Origin of the sequence: Collimonas antrihumi (assembly GCF_018304965.1) — a bacterium.
Classification (GTDB): Bacteria; Pseudomonadota; Gammaproteobacteria; order Burkholderiales; family Burkholderiaceae_D; genus Collimonas; species Collimonas antrihumi.
In genome coordinates, this window is the sequence record NZ_JAGQED010000005.1 from 39,403 (window position 1) to 65,542 (window position 26,140).

Annotated in this window: 28 protein-coding genes and 1 riboswitch; of the genes, 18 read left to right on the forward strand and 10 right to left on the reverse strand. The window is 55.4% G+C overall.

What is annotated here, in order from left to right:
- Positions 1-60: 60 nt before the first annotated feature.
- The 4 genes from KHU29_RS06470 to arsH are packed head-to-tail and all read left to right on the forward strand — an operon-like array spanning position 61 to position 2,651.
- On the forward strand, positions 61-390 hold the full coding sequence (locus KHU29_RS06470) for an ArsR/SmtB family transcription factor (RefSeq protein WP_211452011.1): 330 nt from the start codon (positions 61-63) through the stop codon (positions 388-390).
- Positions 391-412: 22 nt separating this feature from the next.
- Complete coding sequence (arsB, locus tag KHU29_RS06475; RefSeq protein ID WP_211452013.1) at positions 413-1,483, forward strand: ACR3 family arsenite efflux transporter; 1,071 nt, start codon at positions 413-415, stop codon at positions 1,481-1,483.
- A 33-nt stretch (positions 1,484-1,516) separates the two neighbouring features.
- Positions 1,517-1,948 (forward strand): arsenate reductase (glutaredoxin), encoded by a 432-nt coding sequence (gene arsC / locus KHU29_RS06480; protein WP_211452015.1) that lies wholly within the window; start codon positions 1,517-1,519, stop codon positions 1,946-1,948.
- On the forward strand, positions 1,914-2,651 hold the full coding sequence (arsH, locus tag KHU29_RS06485; RefSeq protein WP_211452017.1) for an arsenical resistance protein ArsH: 738 nt from the start codon (positions 1,914-1,916) through the stop codon (positions 2,649-2,651). The genes arsC and arsH overlap by 35 nt, the downstream gene beginning before the upstream one ends.
- A 45-nt stretch (positions 2,652-2,696) precedes the next feature.
- On the opposite strand, the gene KHU29_RS06490 is transcribed toward arsH, so the two are convergent.
- The gene (locus KHU29_RS06490; protein ID WP_211452196.1) at positions 2,697-3,167 is read right to left on the reverse strand and encodes an SRPBCC family protein; all 471 of its coding nucleotides are present in this window, start codon (positions 3,165-3,167) and stop codon (positions 2,697-2,699) included.
- 221 nt (positions 3,168-3,388) lie between these two features.
- On the reverse strand, positions 3,389-3,835 hold the full coding sequence (locus KHU29_RS06495; RefSeq protein ID WP_211452019.1) for an Lrp/AsnC family transcriptional regulator: 447 nt from the start codon (positions 3,833-3,835) through the stop codon (positions 3,389-3,391).
- 225 nt (positions 3,836-4,060) lie between these two features.
- Here KHU29_RS06495 and KHU29_RS06500 point away from each other — a divergent pair, with 225 nt between their 5' ends.
- The gene (locus tag KHU29_RS06500; protein ID WP_211452021.1) at positions 4,061-5,221 is read left to right on the forward strand and encodes a saccharopine dehydrogenase family protein; all 1,161 of its coding nucleotides are present in this window, start codon (positions 4,061-4,063) and stop codon (positions 5,219-5,221) included.
- Between the two features lie 121 nt (positions 5,222-5,342).
- On the opposite strand, the gene KHU29_RS06505 is transcribed toward KHU29_RS06500, so the two are convergent.
- The 3 genes from KHU29_RS06505 to KHU29_RS06515 all read right to left on the reverse strand — a co-directional run bounded on the left by KHU29_RS06505 (position 5,343) and on the right by KHU29_RS06515 (position 10,161).
- Positions 5,343-8,162: an autotransporter serine protease gene (locus KHU29_RS06505; protein ID WP_211452023.1), complete on the reverse strand. Its 2,820-nt coding sequence runs from the start codon at positions 8,160-8,162 to the stop codon at positions 5,343-5,345.
- Positions 8,163-8,542: 380 nt separating this feature from the next.
- Positions 8,543-9,274 carry a DsbA family protein gene (locus tag KHU29_RS06510; RefSeq protein ID WP_211452025.1) on the reverse strand — a complete coding sequence of 244 codons (732 nt, stop codon included), beginning with the start codon at positions 9,272-9,274 and terminating at the stop codon, positions 8,543-8,545.
- Positions 9,268-10,161, reverse strand: a complete 894-nt coding sequence (locus KHU29_RS06515; RefSeq protein ID WP_211452027.1) for an MBL fold metallo-hydrolase — start codon at positions 10,159-10,161, stop codon at positions 9,268-9,270. Before KHU29_RS06515 ends, KHU29_RS06510 begins: the two co-directional genes overlap by 7 nt.
- Positions 10,162-10,264: 103 nt before the next feature.
- On the opposite strand from KHU29_RS06515, the gene KHU29_RS06520 reads away from it, so the two are divergent.
- Together KHU29_RS06520 and KHU29_RS06525 are read left to right on the forward strand one after the other, a co-directional pair.
- Positions 10,265-11,173 carry a LysR family transcriptional regulator gene (locus KHU29_RS06520; RefSeq protein ID WP_211452029.1) on the forward strand — a complete coding sequence of 303 codons (909 nt, stop codon included), beginning with the start codon at positions 10,265-10,267 and terminating at the stop codon, positions 11,171-11,173.
- Positions 11,174-11,321: 148 nt separating this feature from the next.
- A complete protein-coding gene (locus KHU29_RS06525) occupies positions 11,322-12,569 on the forward strand; it encodes an MFS transporter (RefSeq protein WP_211452031.1) in 1,248 nt (415 codons plus the stop codon).
- 75 nt (positions 12,570-12,644) lie between these two features.
- Here KHU29_RS06525 and folE read toward each other — a convergent pair whose 3' ends face one another.
- Positions 12,645-13,271, reverse strand: coding sequence for a GTP cyclohydrolase I FolE (gene folE, locus KHU29_RS06530; protein WP_211452033.1), 627 nt, complete (start codon positions 13,269-13,271; stop codon positions 12,645-12,647).
- A 232-nt stretch (positions 13,272-13,503) separates the two neighbouring features.
- On the opposite strand from folE, the gene KHU29_RS06535 reads away from it, so the two are divergent.
- Both KHU29_RS06535 and KHU29_RS06540 read left to right on the forward strand, forming a co-directional pair.
- Positions 13,504-14,085 carry a DJ-1/PfpI family protein gene (locus tag KHU29_RS06535; RefSeq protein ID WP_211452035.1) on the forward strand — a complete coding sequence of 194 codons (582 nt, stop codon included), beginning with the start codon at positions 13,504-13,506 and terminating at the stop codon, positions 14,083-14,085.
- A gap of 122 nt (positions 14,086-14,207) precedes the next feature.
- Positions 14,208-14,528, forward strand: coding sequence for a ribbon-helix-helix domain-containing protein (locus KHU29_RS06540; protein WP_211452037.1), 321 nt, complete (start codon positions 14,208-14,210; stop codon positions 14,526-14,528).
- Between the two features lie 22 nt (positions 14,529-14,550).
- Here the strand turns inward: KHU29_RS06540 and sugE are convergent, their stop codons facing one another.
- Positions 14,551-14,871, reverse strand: a complete 321-nt coding sequence (gene sugE, locus KHU29_RS06545) for a quaternary ammonium compound efflux SMR transporter SugE (protein ID WP_211452038.1) — start codon at positions 14,869-14,871, stop codon at positions 14,551-14,553.
- Positions 14,872-15,016: 145 nt separating this feature from the next.
- Between sugE and KHU29_RS06550 the strand changes: the two genes are divergently transcribed.
- Positions 15,017-15,340, forward strand: coding sequence for a YnfA family protein (locus KHU29_RS06550; protein ID WP_211452040.1), 324 nt, complete (start codon positions 15,017-15,019; stop codon positions 15,338-15,340).
- A gap of 21 nt (positions 15,341-15,361) precedes the next feature.
- On the opposite strand, the gene KHU29_RS06555 is transcribed toward KHU29_RS06550, so the two are convergent.
- The gene (locus KHU29_RS06555) at positions 15,362-16,366 is read right to left on the reverse strand and encodes a sodium:calcium antiporter (protein ID WP_211452042.1); all 1,005 of its coding nucleotides are present in this window, start codon (positions 16,364-16,366) and stop codon (positions 15,362-15,364) included.
- Between the two features lie 145 nt (positions 16,367-16,511).
- Positions 16,512-16,683: riboswitch (yybP-ykoY riboswitch) on the reverse strand.
- A 253-nt stretch (positions 16,684-16,936) separates the two neighbouring features.
- Here KHU29_RS06555 and lpxO point away from each other — a divergent pair.
- From lpxO to KHU29_RS06585, 6 genes are all read left to right on the forward strand, one after another.
- Positions 16,937-17,839 carry a lipid A hydroxylase LpxO gene (gene lpxO, locus KHU29_RS06560; RefSeq protein WP_211452044.1) on the forward strand — a complete coding sequence of 301 codons (903 nt, stop codon included), beginning with the start codon at positions 16,937-16,939 and terminating at the stop codon, positions 17,837-17,839.
- Between the two features lie 146 nt (positions 17,840-17,985).
- Positions 17,986-19,050, forward strand: coding sequence for a purine-nucleoside phosphorylase (locus KHU29_RS06565; protein ID WP_211452046.1), 1,065 nt, complete (start codon positions 17,986-17,988; stop codon positions 19,048-19,050).
- 389 nt (positions 19,051-19,439) lie between these two features.
- The gene (locus KHU29_RS06570) at positions 19,440-19,622 is read left to right on the forward strand and encodes a type II toxin-antitoxin system HicA family toxin (RefSeq protein WP_211452048.1); all 183 of its coding nucleotides are present in this window, start codon (positions 19,440-19,442) and stop codon (positions 19,620-19,622) included.
- Positions 19,623-19,630: 8 nt separating this feature from the next.
- A complete protein-coding gene (locus KHU29_RS06575) occupies positions 19,631-20,014 on the forward strand; it encodes a type II toxin-antitoxin system HicB family antitoxin (protein ID WP_211452050.1) in 384 nt (127 codons plus the stop codon).
- 125 nt (positions 20,015-20,139) lie between these two features.
- The gene (locus tag KHU29_RS06580; RefSeq protein ID WP_211452052.1) at positions 20,140-20,409 is read left to right on the forward strand and encodes a BrnT family toxin; all 270 of its coding nucleotides are present in this window, start codon (positions 20,140-20,142) and stop codon (positions 20,407-20,409) included.
- Positions 20,393-20,671, forward strand: a complete 279-nt coding sequence (locus KHU29_RS06585; protein WP_211452054.1) for a BrnA antitoxin family protein — start codon at positions 20,393-20,395, stop codon at positions 20,669-20,671. The genes KHU29_RS06580 and KHU29_RS06585 overlap by 17 nt, the downstream gene beginning before the upstream one ends.
- A 95-nt stretch (positions 20,672-20,766) precedes the next feature.
- Here KHU29_RS06585 and KHU29_RS06590 read toward each other — a convergent pair whose 3' ends face one another.
- Together KHU29_RS06590 and KHU29_RS06595 are read right to left on the reverse strand one after the other, a co-directional pair.
- Positions 20,767-21,522, reverse strand: coding sequence for a carbon-nitrogen hydrolase family protein (locus KHU29_RS06590; RefSeq protein WP_211452057.1), 756 nt, complete (start codon positions 21,520-21,522; stop codon positions 20,767-20,769).
- An 86-nt stretch (positions 21,523-21,608) separates the two neighbouring features.
- Complete coding sequence (locus tag KHU29_RS06595; protein ID WP_211452059.1) at positions 21,609-22,028, reverse strand: type II toxin-antitoxin system HicB family antitoxin; 420 nt, start codon at positions 22,026-22,028, stop codon at positions 21,609-21,611.
- Between the two features lie 317 nt (positions 22,029-22,345).
- Here KHU29_RS06595 and KHU29_RS06600 point away from each other — a divergent pair, with 317 nt between their 5' ends.
- Together KHU29_RS06600 and KHU29_RS06605 are read left to right on the forward strand one after the other, a co-directional pair.
- Positions 22,346-23,668, forward strand: coding sequence for a sigma-70 family RNA polymerase sigma factor (locus tag KHU29_RS06600; RefSeq protein WP_343216034.1), 1,323 nt, complete (start codon positions 22,346-22,348; stop codon positions 23,666-23,668).
- A gap of 80 nt (positions 23,669-23,748) precedes the next feature.
- A complete protein-coding gene (locus KHU29_RS06605) occupies positions 23,749-26,118 on the forward strand; it encodes a TonB-dependent siderophore receptor (RefSeq protein WP_211452061.1) in 2,370 nt (789 codons plus the stop codon).
- Positions 26,119-26,140 lie beyond the last annotated feature (22 nt).

The following is a 26,140-nucleotide window of genomic DNA, read 5'->3' on the forward strand; positions in this document are numbered from 1 at the left end:
TCACTTGAATTAATTCAATATTTCAATAATAATTGAAATATTGAATAATAAAGGCCATCCATGGAAACCAAGAACATGATCACCGCGCTTGCCGCACTTGCGCAAGAATCCCGCCTGGCGGTTTTCCGTCTGCTGGTTCAGGTCGGCCCCGACGGCATGGCGGCCAGCAAAATCGGCGAGCAACTGTCCATATCCCCCTCCTCCCTGTCCTTCCACCTGAAAGAACTCTCGCATGCACAATTAGTGAGCTCCCGCCATGAAGGACGCTTCGTCATTTACTCGGCCAATTTCGACACCATGAATGGCCTGATCGGCTTCCTGACTGAAAACTGCTGCGGCGGCAATGCCGTCTGTGCACCGGCCACTGTTTGCTGCCCTCAGACAGCTTGAAATGAAAACAGAGAATTTACCGATGTCCGCTCAAACCGACGTCATCGGCCAACGCGCCGAAACTGCCTCACTAAGCGTATTTGAACGTTACCTGACGATCTGGGTAGCCTTGTGTATCGTGATCGGCGTATTGCTAGGGCAAGCGTTTCCCCATGCCGTAAAAGCAATCGGCGGCCTGGAGATCGCCAAGGTGAATCTGCCGGTTGGCTTGCTGATCTGGGTGATGATCATTCCGATGCTGCTCAAGATCGACTTCGCCGCCTGGCGCCAGGTAAAGGGGCATGCGCGCGGCATCGGCGTCACCTTGTTCATCAACTGGGCGGTGAAACCATTCTCGATGGCGTTGCTCGGCTGGCTATTCATACGCCACTGGTTCGCACCCTATCTGCCGGCCGCGCAACTCGATTCCTATGTGGCAGGGTTGATCCTGCTGGCCGCTGCGCCGTGCACCGCGATGGTCTTCGTGTGGGGCCGGCTGACCGGTGGCGATCCTTACTTCACCCTGTCGCAAGTGGCCATCAACGACCTGATCATGATCTTCGCTTTCGCGCCGCTGGTGGCACTGCTGCTGGGCGTATCGAGCATCGTGGTGCCGTGGGCGACGCTGCTGACGTCGGTGGTGTTGTATATCGTGGTTCCCGTCATCATCGCCCAACTATGGCGCAGAGCATTGCTGCGACGGGGCCAGGTGGCGTTCGACGCCGCGATGCACAACATCCAGCCGTGGTCCATCGCGGCACTGCTGCTGACTTTGATCTTGTTGTTTGCATTCCAGGGCGATGCCATCGTCGAACAGCCATTAGTCATCGCGCTGTTGGCGATTCCGATTCTGCTACAAGTGTTCTTCAACTCGGCGCTGGCTTACTGGCTTAACAGAGTACTCGGTGAAAAACATTCGATCGCCGGTCCGTCGGCACTGATAGGCGCATCCAATTTTTTTGAATTGGCGGTGGCGGCAGCAATCAGTCTGTTTGGTTTCAAATCCGGCGCCGCGCTCGCCACTGTGGTTGGCGTGCTGATCGAAGTCCCGGCCATGCTGCTGGTAGTCGGCATCGTCAACCGCAGCCGCGGCTGGTACGAAGCCAAGCACTGACGGCCCTTCCCTGCTTACAAAGGAACTATCATCATGACCATCACGATATATCACAATCCTGCCTGCGGCACGTCGCGCAATACCCTGGCTCTGATCAGGAACTCTGGCGACGAACCGGAGGTTATCGAATACCTGCAACAGCCGCCTTCGCGCAGCACGCTGCAACAACTGATCCTCGATGCTGGCCTTACGGTGCGCGCAGCGATCCGCGAAAAGGGAACTCCTTATGCCGAACTAGGCCTGGACGATCAAAGCTTGAGCGATGCACAGTTATTGGATGCGATGCTGGCGCATCCAATCCTGATCAACCGCCCCTTTGTCGTGACAACCATAGGCACGCGCCTTTGCCGGCCATCTGAACTGGTGCTGGAGATTCTGCCGCATGCGCAGCGCGGCGCGTTCACCAAAGAAGATGGTGAAGTTGTGATCAATGCGGAGGGACAACGTGTCACACCATCTGCTTGATTTACCGAACCTCGACGCCGAATTATTTCATCTGCCGCTGGCGACCGATTTTTCCTCCGTCGCGCGTGCCACGCATGCACCGCGTTTCCTGCTGCTGTACGGCTCGATACGTGAGAAATCCTATAGCCGCTTTTTGACGATGGAAGCCGCCCGTTTGCTGCAGGCGATGGGTGGCGAAGTCAGGATTTTCGATCCACGCGGATTACCATTGCCGGATGGTGAACCCGATACCCATCCCAAAGTGCAAGAGTTGCGCGAGCTTGCTGCATGGGCCGAAGGCATGGTCTGGTGTTCCCCCGAACGGCATGGCGCCATGACCGGTATCATGAAAGCACAAATCGACTGGATCCCGTTATCGGTAGGCGCGGTACGGCCAACCCAAGGCAAAACGCTGGCCGTGATGGAAGTCTCCGGCGGCTCGCAATCCTTCAACGCCGTCAACCAGATGCGCATACTGGGGCGCTGGATGCGGATGATCACGATCCCGAATCAATCCTCGGTCGCCAAGGCATTCCTGGAGTTTGACGACAATGGCCGCATGAAGCCTTCGTCCTACTACGAGCGAGTGGTCGATGTGATGGAAGAGCTGTATAAATTTACCTTGCTGACGCGTGACGTTTCCGGACTCCTGACAGACCGTTACAGCGAACGCAAGGAAAGTGCGGAGCAGTTAAGCAAGCGGGTAAATCAAAAGTCCATCTAGAAACCAGGCGCCGAATTTTGCAACGACACCTGCTTCGATGCAGCGTTACGATGTAACGGCTGCGGCGACATATTTCTCGATATTCTTCATCTGCGCTTCCCAGCCGCCGCTGTTCATGCGAAACGCTTCCTGGCGCCGCTCTGCCGGGATGTTATCAAACCCCGATTCGGCCACGCGCAGCAAAGCGCCATCCTCGACAGCAGTCAGCTCGAAGACGACCAGCGTGGTGGGTTCTTGCGAATAATCGATGGCTGTATCAACTGCATAGGGATGCCAGCGGAAGGACAGCAATTGCTCCGGCACCATGCGTTCTATCACGACTTCCCAGGTCAGATGCTGGTAGCCCGGATAGGTGATCTGTCCCTGCACTGCTTGCCCGGCGACGAAGGTTTTTCCTTGGAGCGCCACCCCGAACCAGTCGCCGAATTCTTCCGCATTCGATAACGCACGCCAGACCCGCGAACGTGCGGCTTTGAGCACGATCTCTGTTTCAATCCGATCCGTAGATTTATTTATGTCCATGTGTCGCCTCCTGGCTGCATATTATCTCAAGCAGGGAGCAAGCAAGGAAAATCTAGCCAGGCAAAAAAAAACCCGCCAGACCTTGCGGTAGCGGGTTGAATCCAAACCTTAGGAGGTGTTGGAGGAGACAGGCGTAACTATATGGCAGTGCAGCATTCATGTCTGCTTTATTATTCGCATAACAGTTATAGATAAAACACATATCTTTCAGAAAATCAGATTGGTCCGCGATCGATACGCTTGCTGAGAATGATCGAGGTCGAGGTATGCCTTACCCCCTCCATCGCGCCAATCTGGTCCAGCAAACGGTCTAGCTCGTCGGTGGATTGACAGCGCAGGGTCAGCATATAGTCGATCACGCCGCTCACCGCGCACAGGGTTTCCACCTGCGACATTGTTTGCAGCTGCTGCACCAACAGCGGCGCATTGCGGGAATCGATCGAGATGCCGACGTAAGCGCGCACCGCCGGCTGGTACAACTCCACATCGAGGCGCACGCCGTAACCGGCGATCACGCCCTTCTTTTCCATCGCCGCAAGACGTGCTATCGCCGTGGTCCTGGCAATGCCGACCCGCTTGGCGATAGTTGCCATGGAGAGCCGGGCGTCATCCATCAGCAAGGCCAGGATTTTGTGGTCGACTTCGTCGAGCTTATTTCTCATTTCTCTCTCATTTCTCTCTCATTCCGCTCTCATTTCTCTCTCATTTCTCTCTCATTTCTCTCTCGCTTATCTCTTAACGCGACATTCCATCTTCAATGTTCGTCAAAACGTATCATTATTATACATATCGACGACTATTTACACTCTATTATCTGACTTCGCTTGAATTTACAATTGCTTCAGCAGAACCGCAGCATTGACTAAAACAACTACGTGAGCGACGACATGACTACCAAACTGATACTTTTAGGCGCCGGTAAAATCGGCGATGCCATTCTTAACCTGTTGTCCCACACTGGCGATTACATCCTGACCGTGGCCGACCGCGATCCGCAACGGCTGGAATATGTGAAGCAAGCCGGCTTTCCCAACGTCACCACGATCCTGGCGGATATTTCGCACGCACCGACCGTGACCAAGCTGATCAACGGCCACGATGTCACGCTGTCGGCCTGCCCTTACTTCCTGACACCGGTTATCGCGGGTGCCGCAAAAGCAGCGAAATCGCATTATTTCGATTTGACCGAAGATGTCGAAAGCACCCGTTTCGTCAAGGCACTGGCGCTCGATTCAAGCACCGCCTTTGTGCCGCAATGCGGCCTGGCGCCTGGCTTCATTTCGATTGTGGCGAACGACGTGGCAAGCCGCTTCGAGCAATTGCATGACGTGAAGATGCGCGTCGGCGCGCTGCCGACTTATCCTAGCAATGCGCTCAAATACAATCTGACCTGGAGCACCGACGGCCTGATCAACGAGTACTGCAATCCTTGCGAAGCGATTGTCGACGGCGTCCTGCGCGAAACTTCGCCGCTGGAAGAGCTGGAACATTTCTCGCTCGACGGCGTCGATTACGAGGCATTCAACACTTCAGGCGGCCTGGGCACTTTGTGCGAAAGCCTGCGTGACCGGGTACAGAACCTGGATTACAAAACCGTGCGTTATCCCGGCCATCGCGACATCATCAAGATTCTGGTGCGCGACCTGCAACTGGGCAAACTGGAACGCCGTCCGATCCTGAAGGAAGTGCTGGAAACCTCGATCCCGATCACCAAGCAGGATGTGGTGCTGACTTTCGTCAGCGTCAGCGGCATGCGCGACGGCCGCCTTGAGCAAGAAACCTATGCCAAGAAAATCTATAGCCAGCACGTCAACGGCCAGTTGTTGTCGGCGATCCAGCTGACTACCGCTGCCGGCATCTGCGCCATGGTTGATCTGGTAGTAACCGGTGTCTTGCCGCAAAGCGGCTTTGTGCGGCAAGAGCAAGCCTCGCTGACAGATTTCCTGGCCAACCGCTTCGGCCAGTTCTATGCAAACCACGCCCCTGCTCATGGCGGTTTCGCACCGGCCAGCAATACCGATTTCAATCAACTGAAAGCGGTTGCCTGAGCTGTAGCCTGGTGCAAAATCCGTTTCATTGCAAAACGGCCTGTATGGCTCTTGCGAGCTATACAGGCCGTTTGCTTTAACTCCATCGCGATCATCGCTGATCACAACCGAGGCAGATTCTTCAAAACGCTTTGCGTATACCTGCCGAGAATACGTTGTTGGCCAATCCACCCTTGCCAAACTGCGCGTCGTAATTGGCGTACCAGCTCCAATTGTTCGCCAGCGCACTGGAGATGCCGATGCCAGCCCAGCCGCTATTGCGCGGCAGGTTGATACCTTGCACCGTAAAGCCGGCTGCCGGCGCTCCCACGAAGGCGGCATTGAAATCCAGCTTGCCGTCGTTGAAGCCATGTTGCCAGGCGGCGTAGGCTTGCAAATTGGTCACGCCACCTAACCAGTCAAGTTTGGCGTCGCCACGCAAACCCAGCACGCTCGCTGTCTGTTGATATGTGCTGCTGCCCGCGGTCAGGCCGAACGGACTGCCGGCTTCGGTAAAACCGCCGCGCTTGAGACGATCGTAGCTGATGCCGACAAACGGCGTCAGTGTCGATGTGGCCGACAGATTGCGCACGTATCCGGTTTCGGCATAGGCCGATATCATGCGGTCGGTATGGTTACCAGACAGGCTATCCACTTCCGTGCCGAGGATTGCAGTGCGATTGATTTTGCTGGTAACGCTGGCGATGCCGGCACGGCCGGAAACATAGAAGCCGTTATTGCTGAGCGCGTAGCGGCCATACATTGACAAGCCGGTATTCTGGCTGTTCGAGGTGCCGCTGTTTCGATCGAAGTTGGCTTTGCTTTCCGAGTAGGATAGCGCGGCGCCGACAATCGCCTTGTCATTCAGATGCGTATCAAAACCAAATTGTCCGCCCCAGGTCGAGGTGTCGGCAGACGCATATCCCGATTCACCCAGCTTGCCGGTAGCGCCAATCACGCTGGCCCACAAGCCGGCTTTGGTATTGCCGGATACCGGGCTGGCCAACAGCGACAAGCGGTTCGACAAATCGCGGTTGATGGCTTGCGACTGCTGGAAAGTCAGCGCCTGCGACGATGCATAAATCTGTCCCGACAGACTATCCAGTACCTGCGCCGCAGCAGCAATACCGGCAGTACGCTGCAGCGCCGCGGCGCTGGTAAGGAAGGCACTGTTATTGCTGCCTGTGTTACCGCTGGCGACCATGGCGTCGGCTGCCTTGAGTCCCTGCTCGACATTGGCGGCACTATTGTTACGGGTAGGATCCGTTGCGAACGCTTGCGCCGCAACTGCCTTGACATCGTTACGCCCGATGCTCAGGTCGACCTCATTGGCAGTATAAGCAAGCGACGCGGTCAGGAAAGTACCCGGATTGAAAACCGTGCCGTCATGTTCGAACGAGACATCCTGGAACTGGCCGGATACGCCGCTGGCGGCAGTCAGCACCTTGCCTTTGACGCCGACTTGCTGCGCCACGTAGCCGGACGGATCGCTGCTGCCGGCTGGCGTGGTGGCGACCAGATGCGAATTACCCAGCGTAGCGCTGCCGCCGACAGTCAAGGTTGAATTGAATTGATTAGCCAGCACCGAGCTGGCCGACGCCGAGTAGTTGCCGGCAATCGTCATGCCGTTACCGGTGTTGCTGAGACGGCCGTAGTTGGACACGCTGCCGCCGATGCGGCCGCCGCCGGACAAGATGCCGGCACTGTCGATGGTGACCGAAGTGGCAACCGACCCCGTCACATTGAGCGTGCCTTTCAATACTTCACTGACGCCGCTGTAGGTGTTATTGCCGGCCAAGGTCAGCGTGCCGCTGCCGTCTTTCAGCAAACCGGTGTTGCCGCCGATGTCGTTGCCGAAAGTAGCGCTGACGGAGTCGAACTTGGCGACGAAGTTGCCGCCCAGCGTCAGCCTGGTGTCAAACAGGGCCGGGCCGTTGGCTGCCTTGCTGGCATTCAGCAAACCCCACCCGTAGGTAGCGGTATCGCCCATGCTGGTCGCGGTCGACAAGATGGTTTGCCGAATCTGGTCGGCGCTCATCCACGGAAAGACTTGCTGCACCAGCGCAGCCGCACCGGTGACCGCTGGCGTGGCGAACGAGGTGCCGTAGACCCGGCCGCCACCCGCGTTCGAGACAAAATCGCCCGGAGCTGCCAGGCACCAGTTGGCTGCCTCGCCGCAACGGTTCGAATAACTGGAAAGCACACCCGGCGTAGTGTCGCTGCTGGAGTATCCTTGCGCGCCGCCGGCGGCGTTCACCGCCACCACGGTGATCCAGCCTTTTTGCAGATCGGGATACAAGGCCGGCAAACCTGCCGTCAGACTGGGATGGGCGCTGGCATCGTTGCCGGCAGCCCAGATGAACAAGCTGCCTTGCGCCACGAACGGTTGATAAATGTTGTAGAAAGTCGGGCCGTTGTTGCCTGGTGTCGCGATCGAGCCGAAGGCGTTCGACTGGTTGAAGATGCGGGCACCCTTGTTGTACAGATCCTGATAGGTTGAACTGTTGAAAGTAACGTTTTCACCACCGGTGCCGACCGCGGCGCCCAGCATGCTGACCCTCGGCGCCACGCCGTAGCTGGTTCCGCCCAGCGCTTCCGCCACTTCGCTGCCGTGCAGGTTGCCGGCGCCGCCGCTGTTATACACGATTTTGGTCAGGCGTCCGGCAAATTCCGGATCGCTAACGTTAAAGTCCGTATCAATCAATGCCACCATCACGCCGGCGCCGACGATGCCGCGCGCGCAGGCGGCAGCTGCGTTGCTCGGATCGGCTGGATTAAGAGTCGACGCAACGCTTTGCGGTGTTGCAACGGTGGAATTGGGCGTGGTGGTCGGCACCGGTTGCTGGGTATTGTCGCCAGGGCCGGCAGAACCGCCGCCACCTCCGCCGCACGCCGCGAGCATGGTCAATACTGCTATGGAAACAACTGATAAGGGGAAACGGCCTGCATGTTTGCGATTCATACTTTTACTCGGTATTAACTTGCAGCAAACACTTCTCTTGGTCAATCGTGGCCCGGTGTTTTACGTCAAATTACTTAATTGAAAAATTGCTGCAACGATACATTCCGCATTAGGCCGATACAATACAAACCTGTCATGAAACGCTAAAAAAGGCATATATGTTGCTAAACGACAGCATTAAAATTCGCAATATTAGCGTTATATAACGAGTAATTAGCATTAAATAACTACAAAATAACAATAAATTGGTTTTTTATACATATTGCATGATGCAACTATCAAGGTAGCTAGCGGCGGCAGATTCTGAAATAAAAAAAGCCTGCTTTAAGGCAGGCTTTCTACTTTCTAATGACGCAAACGCCAAAAATTACGCGCGTAATTTATCTGCGTAAGACAGCCTTCCAGGCCTCCGCCTGACCAAAGAAGCGGCCGGCATCCAGCATCTCGATTTGTGCTCCGCGTTGCAACCCAAAGGTAGGAAACCCTTGGCCGCCGACTCGCGCCAGCAAGGCGCGGCTGGCGGCAATGTGGGCATGTGTGGCGGCTTCGCCAAGCTCAGCAAACTTGCTATCAAAGAGCACCGGTTCCAGACCGATTTCTACCGCCAGAGTATGCAATACCGCAGTCTCGGCAACCCGCAAGCCTTGCACGTAATGCGCAGCCTGTATCCGCGCCAGCATTGCCAGGCCGCGCCCCGCGATTGCTTCGGCTGCCAGGATCGCAGTGGTCGGCGGCCCGGAGTCCAGCACCGCCGCGGTATCCAACAGCAGACCGTTAAAATAATCGTCGCCGAATGGCTGGCCGGTCATCGCTGCAATCCGATGATCGTGCTGCATCACGTAGTTGCGCAACTGTGTGCTGATCTGTTTGCGATTGCTGCCGGTCATCATGCCGCCGCCGTGCAATTCAATCGTCAGACCGTCGACCTCACCTGCGGCCTGCAGCAAAGGCGCTGCGCCGTAACACCAGCCGCACATCGGATCGTAAATGTAATGCAGCACTGCGCCCTTTGCTGCAACTGCGGCCGGTGCTGCTACACCTGCTACGGCATCCTTTACGGTCGCACCGGGAAGCGGACAACTACTGTCGCCGCAATCATGATTCTTTACCATTTCATTTCACCTTTGCTCACTTTGGCGCCGAGTTCCAGCGAAGATACGCCATCCAGATCTGGATAGTGCTTTTTCATCGCTTCAATCAAGGCGGCGGAGTCCTTGGCTTTGACGGTTTCTACTTCATAAATCTTCAGGTAGTTTTTGGTAAAACGTACGGATTCGATGTTTTGCGGCGCACCGGCGCTGAAATGTCCTGGCACCACTACCTTCGGATGCAAGGCGGCAATCTTGTCCAGCATCTTGATCCATTGCTGGCGCGAAGCCAGGGTCTGGGTATCGGCAGTCCACACATGCTCGTTGCCGACTACCAGCACGCCGCCAACTACCGCTTTCAATGATGGAATCCAGACAAAAGTGCGATCCGGGCTGGCGCCGTCCAGGCCGATCACTTCCAGCTTGCGGCCTTCCAGCGTCAGCGTATTGCCTTGCAATGGTTCCGGCACGATCAGCTGCTTAGGCGCATTGGCGCCCAGCTTGGGTCCCCAGAATGCCAGCTTGTCTTGCATCGTTGCCTTGATGTGTGCGATCACTGGTGCCGGCGCCAGGATCCTGGCGTCCGGATAGGCTTCCTTCAGCACTTCCAGCCCGAAGTAGTAGTCAGGATCGCCGTGGCTGATGTAGATCGTGGTTAGCTTCTTGCCGCTGTCCCGGATCTTTTTCAGCAATTGGCCGGCATTGGCGCGATCAAACTGAGCATCGATCACGATGGCGTCGGTGCTGCCGGTAATCAGCTCGGAAGACACCGGGAAAATGCCGTTGGCGCCGGGATTATAGACTTCCAGCTTCAAAGGTTGCGGCGCTGCTGCTGCCGAGCCGGCGATCATCAAGCCGGCGGCGGCTGCCAGCAGCGACCGGAATAGTGAGCGTGGTGAGCGTGTAAACATCGATATCTCCAGGGGGAGGTGAAAGAAGCATCATCATAGTTGCCAAAAACGATGCGAAAAACCGCATAATGACGACTAGTTTGTTGCAGAAATCGAGCAAATCATGGATAGGCTGATCGCAATGCAAGTATTTGTCGAGGTAGCGGACCAGGGCAGCCTGACCGCCGCCGCCGACAAGCTCGACATGTCGCGCGCCATGGTGTCGCGTTACCTGGCGGAACTGGAAGCGTGGGTAGGCGCCCGCCTGCTGCATCGCACCACCCGCAAATTGAGCCTGACATCCGCCGGCAGCGATACCCTGCCGCGCTGCCGTCAGATGCTTGGCATGGCCAGCGATATCCAGGCATCCGCGATGACGCCCGAAAATACGCCGCGTGGCACGCTAAGGCTGACTTGCAGCATGTCCCTGGGACAAGCCTACCTGGCGCCGCTGCTGACGCGTTTCCTGAAACGCTACCCCGGCACAGCCGTGGATATGCTGATGGTCGACCGGACCGTGAATCTGATCGAAGAACGCGTGGATCTGGCGATCCGCATCACCAATGCACTCGATCCCAATCTGATCGCGCGCAAACTGGCGGTGTGCCGCTCGGTGGTATGCGCATCGCCGGCCTACCTGAAAGAACATGGCACGCCGAAAACGGCGGAAGACCTGGCCTTGCATAACTGCCTGACTTATTCCTACTTCGGTAAAAGCCTGTGGGAATTCGAGAAAGACGGCGTGCCGGTCGCAGTGCCGGTAGGCGGCAATATGAGCGCCAACGAATCGTCGGTATTGCTGGAGGCAGCTGTCAATGGCGCCGGAATCAGCCTGCAACCGGTATATGCCGCGTCAGGATTGCTGCGTAGTGGTAAACTACGGGCGCTGCTCGGCGAATACCAACCGCGCGAAATGAGTATTTACGGCGTCTACGCTTCGCGCCGCCAAATGCCTGCCATCCTGCGCGCCATGCTCGATTTTCTGGTCGAGGAATTCAACGCAGACACCGACTGGGCGACACCAGCCGTTTGAATCAAGCAAGCTAATCAAGCAAGTTAATCAAGCAAGTTAATCAAGCAAATTAATCAAACAAGTTCGTCCGTGACACCCGCAGGGTATCTACTACCCGCGCGTTAGCCAATGCCGCAATTGTCGCCGCTTCACCCCGTAAAACAAAAAAATGCAAAAAATCTCTACGCTTACCCGTAATACCCTGATGTTCCCGCTGGCTCTGGTCTTGTTTGAGTTTTCGGTGTACATCGCCAATGACATGATCCAGCCGGGCATGCTGACGGTCACCCGTGAATTCGGCGCCAGCGCCGCCTGGATGGCTTCGGCCATGACCGCATTCCTGGTGGGCGGCGCCATCTTCCAATGGTTGTTCGGACCACTATCGGATCGTATCGGACGCCGTCCCGTCATGTTGGGCGGCACCATCTTCTTCATCCTGGCCTGCCTGGCGACGCTGTTCTCCCAAAGCATCGAGAGTTTCATCGTCTTGCGCGTGTTGCAAGGCATGGGCTTGTGCTTTATTTCTTCGGTCGGCTACGCCGTGGTGCAAGAAGCGTTTGAAGAAAAAGCCGCGATCCGGGTCACCGCGCTGATGGCCAATGTGGCGTTGATTGCACCGCTGATCGGGCCGGTGGCGGGTGCTTTCATGATTGGCATCCTGCCCTGGCGCATGGTGTTCGTGTTCATCGCCGCGATTGCCTTTATCGCCCTCATCGGCCTGGCGCGGCATATGCCGGAAACCGTCAGGCAGCGCAAAGAGAAATTGCCGCTGATGCAGATCTGGCACGACTACCGTGCAGTGGTCGGCAACCGCCATTTCCTGAAAGCCGCCATGTGCATGCCTCTGTTAGCGATTCCACTGATCGGCTGGATCGCCATGTCGCCCGAAATCCTGGTGGCCGATGGCCATCTGAGCGTGATCGAATACGGCTACTGGCAAATCCCGGTGTTCGCCTGTCTGATTGCCGGCAACCTGGTGCTGGCGCGGCAAGTCGACCGCTGGCGCCTCGGCAGCTCGATCAAGCTGGCCATGTATCCGATCGCCGTGGGTATCCTGATCATGCTGCTTGGCGCAGCGTTCCTCGACAAACCCTACTTCCTGGTGGCGGCGATCAGCGTGATTGCTTTCGGCGAAGGTTTGTCGGCAGCCGTCATGATCCGTTTCACGCTGACCGAGAGCGCCGTCTCCAAAGCCACTGTCGCTGCCACCATGGGCATGATCAACATGACTTTGTACGGCGTCGGCATCGAGCTGTACAAGGTGTTTTACCTATACGCGGGCATGATGGGTTTTGCGTTGTTTTCGCTCGCGGTAATTGGGTTGTATTGGCACTTGTCGCGTAGCGTGGTAGCGCGCGCCATGCTGGCCCGGGTTACCGGGCGTGAAGAGAAAGACGATTCCGGACCACTGATCTGAATGCTGCAGGAATGCGCTCCGACGTGAGTCGGAGCATGTGACCAAAGAACGCGCTAAAGGACGAACAAACGCAATTTACTCGTTGCGCTTTTGGCTGATGATGCTCATGAATTCGCGCCGCGTCGACGGATCGTCGCGGAATGCGCCGAGCATGCGGCTGGTCACCAGATTGGTGCCCGGCTTGTGAATGCCGCGCGTCGTCATGCAGCCATGCGATGCCTCGATCACTACTGCCACACCTTTCGGCAACAACACTTGCTGCAAGGTATCCGCAATCTGGACCGTCATTTTTTCCTGGATCTGCAAACGCTTGGCGAAAATATCGACCAGTCGCGCCAGTTTTGAAATCCCCACCACACGATGGTCCGGCAGATAGGCGACATGCGCTTTGCCGATGATTGGCGCCATGTGATGCTCGCAATGGCTCTCGAAACGGATACCGGTCAACACCACCATCTCGTCGTAACCTTCAACTTCTGAAAACGTGGTCGACAGGATTTCCACCGGGTCCTTGCTGTAACCGGCAAAGAATTCTTCATAAGCCCGGGCCACGCGCGCCGGCGTATCCAGCAAACCTTCACGGTCCGGATCATCCCCGGCCCAGCGCAACAAGGTACGAATCGCCGATTCCGCCTCGGCGCGGCTTGGACGTTTTGACAAGGCGCTAGCCGCCACCAACGGCACTGGATCTTTTGAGGCCATCTGTTTACCTTTTCTAAAAAAATTTTCGCTTGCCATTGTGCAGTTGCACACGGCGGCTGATGCCGACAGTGTAATTCAGCTATCGCATTAGTGCATTGCATTCATTAAAGTCGGGGAATTGCGCAGCGCAGCATCGAAACCTGCGCTGGTAATAGCCAGTTATTACCTGACAGATTTTTAGAGTCTCATACTCGACCTTCCCTGCCCCACCAACCTCACTGAGAGATCTATCATGAGCGCAAAGAAAATCCTGATTCTGGCCGGCGATTACGTTGAAGATTATGAATTGATGGTGCCGTTCCAGGCGCTGCAGATGGTCGGCCACCAGGTCGACGTGGTGTGTCCCGACAAAGCCGCCGGCGCCCAGATCCGCACCGCCATCCATGACTTCGAAGGCGACCAGACCTATAGCGAAAAACCCGGCCACAACTTTACCCTGAATGCCGCATTCAGCGATGTCGATGTCAGCCGCTACGATGCTTTGCTGATCCCGGGCGGCCGTGCACCGGAATACCTGCGCCTGAATCCGCGCGTGATCGAAATCGTCCAGCAGTTCCATGCGGCCGACAAACCGATTGCCGCAGTCTGCCACGGTGCCCAACTACTGGCGGCGGCCGGCGTGCTGGAAGGAAAAACCTGCTCGGCCTATCCTGCTTGTGCGCCGGAAGTAAAACTGGCGGGCGGTAAATATGCAGAAATCGCTATAACGGCTGCTCATCGCGACGGCAACCTGGTCACGGCGCCGGCATGGCCGGCACATCCAGCGTGGCTGGCGCTGTTCCTGACCGCATTGGGGACACGCATCGAGTTATGATGGATGTTGTGCGGCCTGCCGCAAGACCGGCCGCACAATATGTTTGCATGTATCGTTTGCATGCATCAGCAGCAACTGTTGCACAAGAAATATTCGGGAATATTCAAGAAGCGAGGTGTTCGATGTGTCAGATTTATGCCCAGGCCGATCCCATACTGTATGAATCGCGCGCCCGTTCGGTGCGCATCATGGGAGTCATCACCACCATCAAGCTGGAAAACCTGTTTTGGCAAACCCTGGCGGAACTGGCTGCAGATAACGATTTGACCACCAACCAGCTGATCGCAAAATTACACGAAGAAGTCACCACACATTTCGGTGAAGCCAGCAATTTCGCGTCTTTCCTGCGCGTCACCTGCCTGCGTTACCAGGCCCTGAAAACCCATGCAGGATTCGACTCCAAAGTAGTCAGCTCACCCAATAAAATCAACGCTGCAGCATAGGCCGTGAGCCATAGGCTAGCGATCAGCTTGCCGTTGACAACTTCAAACCGATCAAGCCCAGCACGATCAAGCTGACGCTGGCAATGCGCGCCACGCTCACCACCTCGCCCAGCAGCACGATACCGGCAATAAACGAACCGACCGCACCGATGCCAGTCCACACCGCGTAGGCGGTACCAAGTGGCAAGGTACGCATCGCCAGTGCCAGCAGCCAGATGCTGATGGCCATGCCGACGCAGGTAATTACAGAAGGCCAGGTACGTGTAAAACCTTCCGAATATTTCAGGCCGACAGCCCAGACGATTTCGGCTAAACCGGCAAGAAAGAGAATGATCCAGGCCATGCGAACTCCAGAAAAGATGGGGTCGTCCCCGGATAGAATGCAGCACCGGGTCGTCCCGGTGCTGGAGTAAAGCTAGAGCAATAACAGCAACATTATATTGCTCTTGCTGCTACCCTACTCTTCCCGGTTTCTTTTATACCCTGTCATGACAAAAACCCTTGGCCTGTTCCTGCTGACCGCCATCGCCGAGCTCCTCGGCTGCTACCTGCCGATGTTATGGTTGAACAACAAGGGTTCGGCGTGGCTATTGCTGCCGGCGGCAGTCAGCTTGATGGTCTTCGTCTGGCTGCTGACGCTGCACCCCGCTGCCAGCGGCCGCGTGTATGCCGCTTATGGCGCGGTATACATCGCCACCGCAATTTTCTGGCTATGGGGTGTTGACGGCGTTAGCCCGCGGTGGACCGATCTGCTGGGCGCGGGGCTGGCGTTGACAGGCGCGGCGGTGATCGCCTTGGGTGCGCGCGCCTGACAACGGCTTTATCAAATGCAATCAATGCACGCCGATGAATCCAAGCCCGGCAGCAAATAGCAAATACAACAAGCCGAAGATCGCCAGGCGGCCAGCGGTCAACATGCTCTTGCGCAGCAGCACGTACAGGCCGAACATCGACATCATCGTCACCGCTGCGGCCCAGATCAACGGCGGACCCAGCATCCATGGCGTAAAGATCAATACCAGTGCGGTCGGGATAGTCGCCTGGATCATCATGGCGCCGCTGATATTGCTCAGGGCCAGGTTTTGCTTGCCCTGCCTCACCCAGATCACCGCGTTCAGGATCTCCGGCAACTCGGTAGCGATCGGGCTGAGCAAAAGCGCAGCCAATTGCGGCGAAATACCCAGCCAAGGTGCGATATCACCCAGCTGATGCACAAACAACTGGGAACTCAGAAAAATCACCACCAGCGCCACCAAAGTTTGCAACAAGGCCCAGCCGATTCCCGGTTGCGGATCGTGCGGCCGGAATTTCAAAGGCTCCAGATCATTCACTTCCGCGTCGGCATCCTCTTCCTTGCGCATTTCACCCCAGATATACACACCGTAAGCCAGCAGGAAAAACACACCCAGCCAAGGCTTAATGGCAAACGCCACCAGGCCGAGGCCAACCTTGACCACAAAAATACCGATGAACCAGGCCTGGTCCCGGCTCAGCCGTTGCGCAGCACTGGCCGACAGCAGGATGCTGCCGAGTTTTTTACGATTCAGGATGAACATCAGGCCGACCACCGCATAGGCGATCGTCGCCAACACCAGCGGCCCGCCGAGCGCAGCACCGACGCCGATTTCCCGGTGCGCCGCATCGCGCCCGAACACCACCGCGACAAAAGTCACCACGCTTTCCGGCAACGCCGTACCAAACGCCGCCAACACCGTGCCCACGGCACTTTGCGCAATACCCATCCGGCGCCCGACCCATTCGATGCTATTGACGAAATATTCACAGGACAGATAAATCACTACGGCCGAACCGAGTAGCAGAGCAACGCTGAGCATCATGCGCGTGCTCCTGCCGGATAAATCAGGGTTGAGGATGAAACTGGCGAAGAAGATGAAGGGGACGTAACAGTGGTCGGCTTAGCAAAGCAGGCTGTAGTAGAGCATTGACGCTGCCACTGGCGGTAAATAAGCATGAGGAAATCCTGAGGGCCGGGCACTGACGAATGGCGCAACACCTTCGCCCGGCCGGGTAAAGGGAAGCACCATAGGTCTTGCCAAACCGTGCGGTCGCGCATGCCATGGCGTAAATTTGATACAGCGCCAAGTATGTTGACATGCGCTCTTCGAAAGAAACGAAGGCGGCTACTCCCCTAAGGAAGCGTAATATTAACATTGAAATATTATTGGCGGCAATGTTGGAGATACGCTTCCACGACATTCCCTGCTGCAACCATCTGGATGAACAAACGCACCAAGATCACGGTTACCAGCCGCAAAAGGGATAAAATGGCGGTTGACTTGATTTTAGTTGGCAATATCACATTCTTTTTCCTCGCCATGTGATGCGCGCCAGGCATCTGCCGGCAACGCAACGGTGACCAGCCATTTTTTGAAACGGAGCACATTTTTATGAAATGGGCAGTAGTCAGTATTTTTATTTTATCGGTGTTGTACGTGCACTTTCGCGGCAAGGCGCGCCTGCCTTTTTTCCGGCAGATATTCGACCATTCGTCGATCATGGCCCCGCTCAACATCTTCATGTACATGTTTTCCAAGGTGCCTACCAATACGCCTTACCTGCCGACCAGCACTTTCGCCGATCTCAAGATTTTGGAAGACAACTGGGAAACCATCCGCGATGAAGCGCAGGGCTTGATCGGCCTGGAAAAAATCCGCGCAGCAGAAAAGAATGACGACGCCGGCTTCAACTCCTTCTTCAAGGCTGGCTGGAAGCGCTTCTACCTGAAATGGTATGACGCCAGCCATCCCTCCGCCGAACAGTTCTGCCCCAAGACCGTAGCCCTGCTGCGCCGCACGCCGAGCGTCAAGGCGGCGATGTTTGCCGAGCTGGCTCCTGGCGGTACGCTGAATCCGCACCGCGATCCGTTCGCCGGTTCGCTGCGCTATCACCTAGGCCTGGTCACACCTAACGATGATCGTTGCTTCATCGAAGTCAACCAGCAGCGCTACAGCTGGCGCGATGGCCAAGGCGTGGTGTTCGACGAAACCTTTATCCATTGGGCGCAAAACGGTTGCGACAGCAATCGCATCATCATTTTCTGCGACATCGAACGCCCCATGCGGTACCGCTGGGCGCAGGCGATCAACCGCTGGCTCGGCCGCCACATGATGAGCGCGGCGGCGTCACCCAACGAAACCGGCGATGAAACCGGCGGTATCAACAAATTGTTCCGTTTTGTCTGGGCTGCCGGCCAATACCGGCGCGCCTTGAAGAAATTCAGCAAGCCGCTGTATATGTGCATCAAGTTCGGTTTGATTATCGGCGTTATTCTGGCCATCATTTATCTTTGATTTGCAAGCGCGATTGCATGTGACCAAGCCGCCTTTTTTTGGCGGCTTTTTCATGCCTGGAAAATCGTTCTAAAATATTGCAATCAAGTAACAATAATCGATTTTCACAGGTAGACTACGGGTTCCACTTCCCACAAGGAAAGCCCATGATGACTCGCTCGCTTATTGCCACAGCCGCTCTATCGCTTGCTGCCTGCGCCACCGGCCCGTCGATCGCACAGGACCGGGGCAGCGATGCGCTGGCCGAATCGAATGCACAAAACCGTCCGGTCAAGGTAATGATCATTACCATGTTCGGCCCCGAAGGCCAGGCTTGGCTGGATCGCATCGGCCCTTGGAAAACCATTGCGGTACCTGGTCTGTCGCCAGACTACCCCGACGTTCACTGCAACAAGCAAGACGTCTGCGTAATCACGACCGGCATGGGCTACGCGAATGCATCGGCGTCGATCATGGCGCTGACGTTCTCGTCGCGTTTCGATCTGCGCCATACCTACTTCCTGATTTCCGGCATTGCCGGCATCGATCCCGCGCGCGGCACCGTTGGTTCGGCAGCGTGGGCCAAGTATCTGGTCGATTTCGGCATCCAGTGGGAACTGGATGCACGCGAGATTCCGGCTGGCTGGAAAACCGGCTATCTCGGCATCAACACCAAGAGCCCGAGCGAGAAGCCGCCGCTCGATTACCGCAACGAAGTATTCCAGCTGAACCCGAAACTGGCCGACGCCGCGTTTGCACTCTCGCGCAACGTGGTGCTGGCCGATAACCCGCAGGCACAGATAGCGCGCTCGAAGTTCAGTTACGCGCCGGCGAATCAACCGCCGTCGGTTGTCCAGTGCGATATCGCTTCCGGCAATACCTGGTGGTCAGGCACGCTGCTGGGTGAACGTGCGCGCGAATGGACCAAGATCCTGACCGACAACAAGGGCGTGTATTGCATGACGGCGCAGGAAGACAACGCGACCTTCGAAGCATTGAAGCGTGCATCGAGCATCAAGCGGGTCGATCTGAACCGCGTAGCAGCGTTGCGCACCGGGTCGGATTTCGATCGGCCGTATCAGGGGCAGACCAGCGCCGACAATCTGCTCAACTACGCAGATCAGGGCGGCTTCGTACCGGCGACGGAGAATTTGTATCGTGCGGGGAATCCGCTGGTGCAGGATATCGTGACGCATTGGGGTGAATGGCGGGATGGCGTGCCGCGTCGCTGAGTCGCTGAGTCGCTGAGTCGCTGAGTCGCTGAGAGAATGATGCCGCGCCACGGTTTGCTGCTGGACCGGAGGCGTAAGGCCTGCACCTACTTCGTTCTAAGCCGCCCTGAGCGGCTTTTTTTACGCCTGGGTATTCCGTGCAAGCAACGGAAAATATGTGACCCGATATGTAGCTCAGCATGCAATCCGAAACTGCTTTTCAGGCTTTTACCACTACTGCAAAAGCGCGTTCTTCTCCACACTTCACCACTGAAATCCCCCGAATACGATTCTACGGTCCTGACTGCCTGGGAACCTGTCGTCGTCAATCCGCAGCAACTCACCACGAAAAAAAATACACACAGATACATAATATTTCCGAAAAATTGTGTAATTGTGTGTAAAATACCATGAACAGCACAGACATTATCAAGCAACTAAAAGCAGCCGGCTGGATACATATCTCCATTCGCGGCAGCCATCACAAATATCGCCACCCTGTCACCGGCAGATCTGTGGTTGTTCCGCATCCGAAGAAAGACCTGCCTGTTGGAACAGCCGAGAGCATCTTGAAACAGGCCGAATTGAAATGAGGACGAAAATGTTATATCCACTGTATGTATGGAAGGACAGCAATAGCGCGTACGGCGCCAGCTTTCCGGATCTTCCTGGCGTCTTTACAGCAGCAGACGAACTGAATGATCTCCCGGCAAAGGCCCAGGAAGCAGCAGAAACCATGTACGAGGGTGAGGCGCACATTCCTGAACCATCATCCATCGAGAAATGGAAAGACGCTGCGGACTATGCCGATGGCTACTGGATGCTGGTCAACATTGACCGGTCCAAAATTAATACCAAGCCTGTCCGACTCAATATCTCATTACCGGAAAGTCTGTTGCGTGACATTGATGCTTACGCCAAGTCGCATCAAATGACGCGTTCCGGCTTCCTGGCTCAGGCGGCGTTGAAGGCAATGACTCAGTAAATCCCATATGAATGCAACGGATGGCTTTTTCAACATCAAAGGCGTCACCCGCGACGGCTAGAGGCAATATTTGTAACTACAAATATTATTTTACTCTATAATTAAATGTAGTTACAAAAATTCAAATGAAAATCGCTTATGACAATAACAAAAATGCAGTCAATATTTATAAACATGACGTGTCATTGGCCGATGCAGAGAGAATTGATTGGGACAGTTGCCTTGTCTGGACGGATGACCGCAAAGCCTACCGTGAAGCCCGCCAATGTGGCTTGGCGGCCATTGACGAGCGCATCTGTTACGTTGCCTTTGTTGATCGTGACGACGTACGCAGAATTATCAGCCTGAGAAAGGCCAATTTGAGAGAGGTGAAATACTATGTCGAACAAACGTAAAATCGCGATGCCGACAGCCGAAGAAGATGCCGCTATTACTGCAGCGGCATTAGATGACCCTGATGCGTTGCCATTAAGCAATGCGCAACTCCATCAATTAAAACCACTGCGCACACGTGGCCGCCCTGCCGGAAGCGGAAAAAAAGTTCAGGTGACCATGCGCTTTGATGAGGACGTACTGGAAGCCTTCAAAACTGGCGGTGACGGCTGGCAAACCAGAATGAACGGTGCGTTACGTGAGTGGCTACAAACGCATCGATAAATTGAACCGTTCTCAAACGCTTTAAGTGCATAAATTGCGACTTAATCCGACAGGAAACGCACGAATCTAATTTGCGTCATCGCCGACGTAATGGCCTAGGCCGTCACGCTGACAATTTTTCCAGACCACTGACTGGCATCCCGTGTTGCAATAACCAGAAGATTCCCTTCACCCGGCGCGGCGACGATCAAACGCCCACCTTCTGCCCAAAACGCGCTCTGCCCAATCGGACTCCAGCCGCCTGTCGGCCCACCGTGATTCGCCATTAAAACGGCCATATTGTGCTCGGTTGCGTAGGTTCTGAGCAGCTCTGTCTCCGTTGAATAAGCCTTCTTTGTAATAAGCACGCCCGCTGCGTAAACGTTAGCTTTTAATTGTTTAGCCTGAGCAGCATGCGCCAGCTGCACGATATCAGCGCAAATCGCCAAGGCAACCGTCATATCTGCGACTGGTACAGTTACACCACGACTACCAGCTGTAAAAACAACTTCCTCTCCAGGATGCAAATGCTGCTTCGTATAGAGTCCCACGCCATTGGCATTTCCAATTATAAGGGCGCCAATAAAAACGTCATTGCTGTCATTGGCAAACATCGGTGCCCCAACAACGGCGGTCATGCCCATACGTTGCGCCAAATCATGCAACGGCATTAATATTTCAGCGTCTGGCCGCATTGCCAGCTCACGCCCCAAGCCTCTCTCATACCCCGTTAGCGACAACTCGGGAAATACAAGAAGCTGCACACCATGATCGGCTGCCTGTTCCATAAATCGAAGGTGTCGAGAAACGTTGGCTTTCACGTCACCAGCAATTGAGATTGATTGTGCCGCAGCAATGGTCAAGGTTGTCATGTATGTTTTTTAGATTGGCGAGGAAAGTGCGTCAGGTTCGACGAAATCTTACGCTGTATGTCATCTCAACTCTGATTTACGACACTTTAAGCCACGCTCAATTCAATATGCTTTCCAAGCACACTCATTGCCTCGGCAATTCTGTCGATCTTGGTTGTGTGATGCAGATCAATCAGGCGGTTCACTTCCTGCTTCGTTGTATCCATGCGAAGAGCCAGGTCAGTCGGCCGCATATGTTGGGCGAGCATTTCATTGAGCAACAACACCTTGGCAGCCACGCTGAGCGGCAGTTGAATAAATCGCTCGCCCTTTTTAGCCTTTGAAGGCAACGGAACCTGGCGCTTATCCTCGAAATAAAAATCCATTGCGCTCAAAAGAACGTCTGTGGCCATTTCGAGCGCTTCGGCTTCTGTATCTCCTTGAGTAATTGCTTCCGGAATATCGCGGAAGGTAACGACAAAACCGCCGGCTTCAGCGTCTGGAGTGAATGTGGCAGGATATTTCATAAAGACTCCATTCTTTGCATTCTAGCTCAGTATTTTTTAGCGGAAATGAATAAAATAGCAAGACTATTTTAGCTTTTGGAGTAAGGAATGTCGCCACCGAAAAGACTTAAAAATGCGAGATTAGAGGGCGATTTGTCCCAGGAACGGCTGGGCAGTTCGCCGGAATCGACGAGATGTCAGCAATCCCGAAGATGAATCGCTATGAGCAATCCGCTGGGACACGAATGTTAACAGATCAAGCATAGGCATCACTATTAACATAAATGCTAACGATTCTCATTTATAATAATATTCCCTGCCTCCTGAAACCTTGTCACGTGAACCACGACTTACATCGCTCCCCTTTGCTTGTCGCACTGACTCGCCATTACGACGAGCTGGTTGAGCATGTACGGCGTCGCTTCGGCGACAAGAGTTTTGCCCGGGAAGTGGTCAACGATGTCTGCGTGCAACTGCTTGAAAACCCGCCGCCAGAAAACAAAGGCACACCGCTCGCACTGTTGCGCCACATCTCTACCTGCAGGGCAATCGACCGTTATCGGGCCGATGCCGCCCGAAACGCGTGGCTGGAGTCGGTAGCGATAATGCCCGACACGCAGATCCACATGCATGACGGCGAAAGCATTTTGTGCGGCATGCAGACACTTGAAGCCTTGCAGCGCGCCGTGGAGCGATTGCCGTCACGTTGTCGCGAAGTATTCCTGCTGCACAAAATCCAGGAAATGCCGCAACAAGAGGTCGCGGAAAAATTGGGTATCTCGCGCAAAATGGTAGGCAAACACCTGATGCGGGCAATGACCGCCATCATGCCGTTGATGGCGCAGTGCACCGGTGTGGCCTGCGAATCCACGCTTGCAACCATGCGTCTTCCCTTATTGGCCTTGTACCCCGCTCAAAACGATATCCTGAATGCGGTGGCGAAACGCAGACGGATACAGCGCATGGCGACAATGGCCACCTTCTGCATTGCCATCGGAGCCATTTGGATCGTCGATCCGGCTTATCGCACGGAACATATTGCCACCTCGACCGGAGAGCGCTCAAGCTGGACCATGGACGACGGTAGCGAAATCCAGCTCAATACCGACAGCGCGCTGACCATTAAATCGCACCTGCGTTCGCGCCGCCTGATTCTGGACAAGGGAGAGGTGGCATTCAAGGTGGCCCATACCTATCGCAGTTTCGTGGTGCAAGCCAACCATGTCACCATCACCGACATCGGCACCGAGTTCAATGTTCGCAATCTGCCCGCCGGCGTGCGTGTGACGGTACTCAAGGGAGCGGTGCAGGTCACGTCAAACCAGCAGGCGGCGGTGGCAAAGATCATTACGGCGAACCAGCAGATCGATTACGACGACGCCACGCCGGCTGCGATAAAGTCAGTAGACACGAACCAGGCCGCGGCGTGGCAGCGCGGCAAACTTGTCTTTGACGGCACGTCATTGCGTCAGGCCGTCGATGAAATGCAGCGTTATCGCCGCGCCAGCATTTCCTTGCGCGGCGAACGCGTAGCCAAGCTGCGCTTGTCAGGCGAATACAGCATCAACGGGCTGGAAAACCTGATCGATGCCCTGCCGGCCGCCTTGCCTGTCAAGATACACCGTGGCGCCGCCGACGATGTCACGATTTCCATGAAATGATTTTCATTCTCAGGTTCCCTAAACACAACGCCATTTCGATAACTTCTATAAGAGACCCATTTTTCTTATAGGAGCATCAAGTGGCTAAGGTTGTAAAACGGGCGCTGCCCGGTATCAGATTTAAACATCGACTGAGTGTGCTGGCGGCCGGCATTGCGGTGGCAACATCGGTTTGGGCGCAATCGAATCCGGTCAACTTCGATATCCCGGCGCAATCGCTGGATCAATCGTTGCGCGCACTTGCACGCCAGTCGGGCGCGCAAATCGTCTTCTCCACCGATCTCGCAGAAAAGAAAACAGCGGCGGCATTGCATGGCTCTCTGACAGTCCACGATGCTCTCGACCGGCTTTTGTCCGGCACCGGCCTGACTATCCATGCAACCAAGGACGGAGCTTACACAGTGATGCCGGCGCCAGCCAAGGAGGTCAGCACCGGCGACAACCGCTTAGGTGACATCACAGTGACGGCAGCACGGCCTTCGCTGTATGCCAGAGATGGCGCGAGCGTCGGTGCGCTGGGGTCGAAAAAAATGGAGGATCTGCCTTTCTCGATTCAATCCTATACGAGCGAATTGATCAATGCGCAGGATGGCCGCACCTTGATGGATGTATTGAAAAACGATCCCTCCATCCAGGACGCCACGCAGGCCGGCGCCTATGAGACGATCCGCATACGCGGCTTCTTTGTCGACTGGACCAACACGATCCGGCGCGATGGCATGTCGGTAGCTCCGTACTATGAAATCCCGCTCGAAAACATCGAACAGGTCGACGTATTGAAAGGGCCCTCCGGATTTCTGTATGGGATCAATTCACCCGGCGGCACGGTCAACTATGTCATCAAGCGTCCTACGCGCGAACGTTTCACCACCATCAAAACCTCTGTGCGGGATCATGGCGGCTACTACACGAGCGTTGATACCGGCGGTGCGCTGGAAGATGGAAAATTCGGCTACCGGATCAATGTCGCCGGCGAAAAAAATGGCGACTTCAGGAGCAACGGCGATGTTTCCCGGAAATTCGTCAGCGGCGCATTCGACTGGGCTCTCTCTCCAGACGCCTTGCTACAGCTGAATTTCGACTATCAAGACCGGAAAATCGCAGCGCAACCGGCGATCGGCCCTGAACTGAACGGCCAGTTGCCTGCCATTTCGTCGATCAGTCCGAGGACTTTGCTGGGACAGCCTTGGTTGCAGTATCAAACCAAAACGTACAACATCGGCGCTGATTTCAACTACCGTATCAACGAACAATGGAAGCTGATCACACGCGTGGCGCAATCATATAATGCACGGGTAGCGGCCTTTCCCGACATCTATAACGTCGCTGCCAACGGCGATATTCTGTCTGGAGATATCTATCTGAATCCCGGCCAGAGTTTCCGGGTATTGTCGACTGACAGTTATATTTCCGGGAATTTTGATACGGGCCCGATCAAGCATCAATTGGTTGGCGGATTCTCGACCAGGAACTTTAAGGCTTTTGAGTCGGGATTCAGCGTGCTAGATCAGACCGTAGGGAATATTTATAACCCGGTCTATTCGCCGCAGCCGCAAGGCCTGGCCTTTCCAAACAAGAATCTGTCGAAGAATTATCAGCCCAGCGTCTTCTTCAGTGATGTCCTGAGTTTGTCCCCGCAATGGGATCTGATGTTTGGATTGCGTCATGTGCAATATAAGAACGACAGCATGCCGGCCTCCGGCGCTCACACGCATCAGCGTGCCAGCATCAATGCGCCATCGTTTGCGGTGACCTTTAAACCTTACCAGGGCATTTCGACGTATATCAGTTATGCGAAAGGTTTCGAGCAGCCTGGGCCGGCGGGTTACGACACCAACAATGCTGGCGAGAACCTGCCGCCTCTGCAAACCACACAGTATGAAGCCGGCATCAAAGCCAATGTAATTCCAGATCTGTTGCTGACCGCGGCTCTGTTCCGGCTGGAAAAAACCTTGCAGTACGTCGATGCCAATCACTTTACCGTGCAGGGCGGAACCGAGCGCCACTCCGGGCTTGAGTTGACTGCCAATGGCCGTCTGACAAAAGATTTGTCAGTTGTGGCCGGACTGGCATTTTTGCATACCGAGGCAGATAATCCTGGCGACGCACAAGTCTCCGGCAAACAGATTGCGGATGTGCCGAAATTCCAGGCGAATGCATTCCTGGATTACCGGATTCCACAAGTCGCTGGCCTGAGCGTCAATGGCGGAGCCTATTACGTCGGACGTCGCCCGCTTAACGCGCAGAACAGTAGCTGGATGAGCGGCTATACGCGTTTTGACAGCGGCCTGCGTTATGTCACCAAAGTGGCCGGCTATCGCACCACCTTTGGACTGACCGTACAAAATCTGACGGACAAACGCTACTGGGCAGCAGGCGATCCAAGCATCAACGGCGCATGGCCTGGAAAGCCCCGCACCGCCTATTTATCGGCTCAGTTTGATATGTGATGACAGCGGCTTTGAATTACTT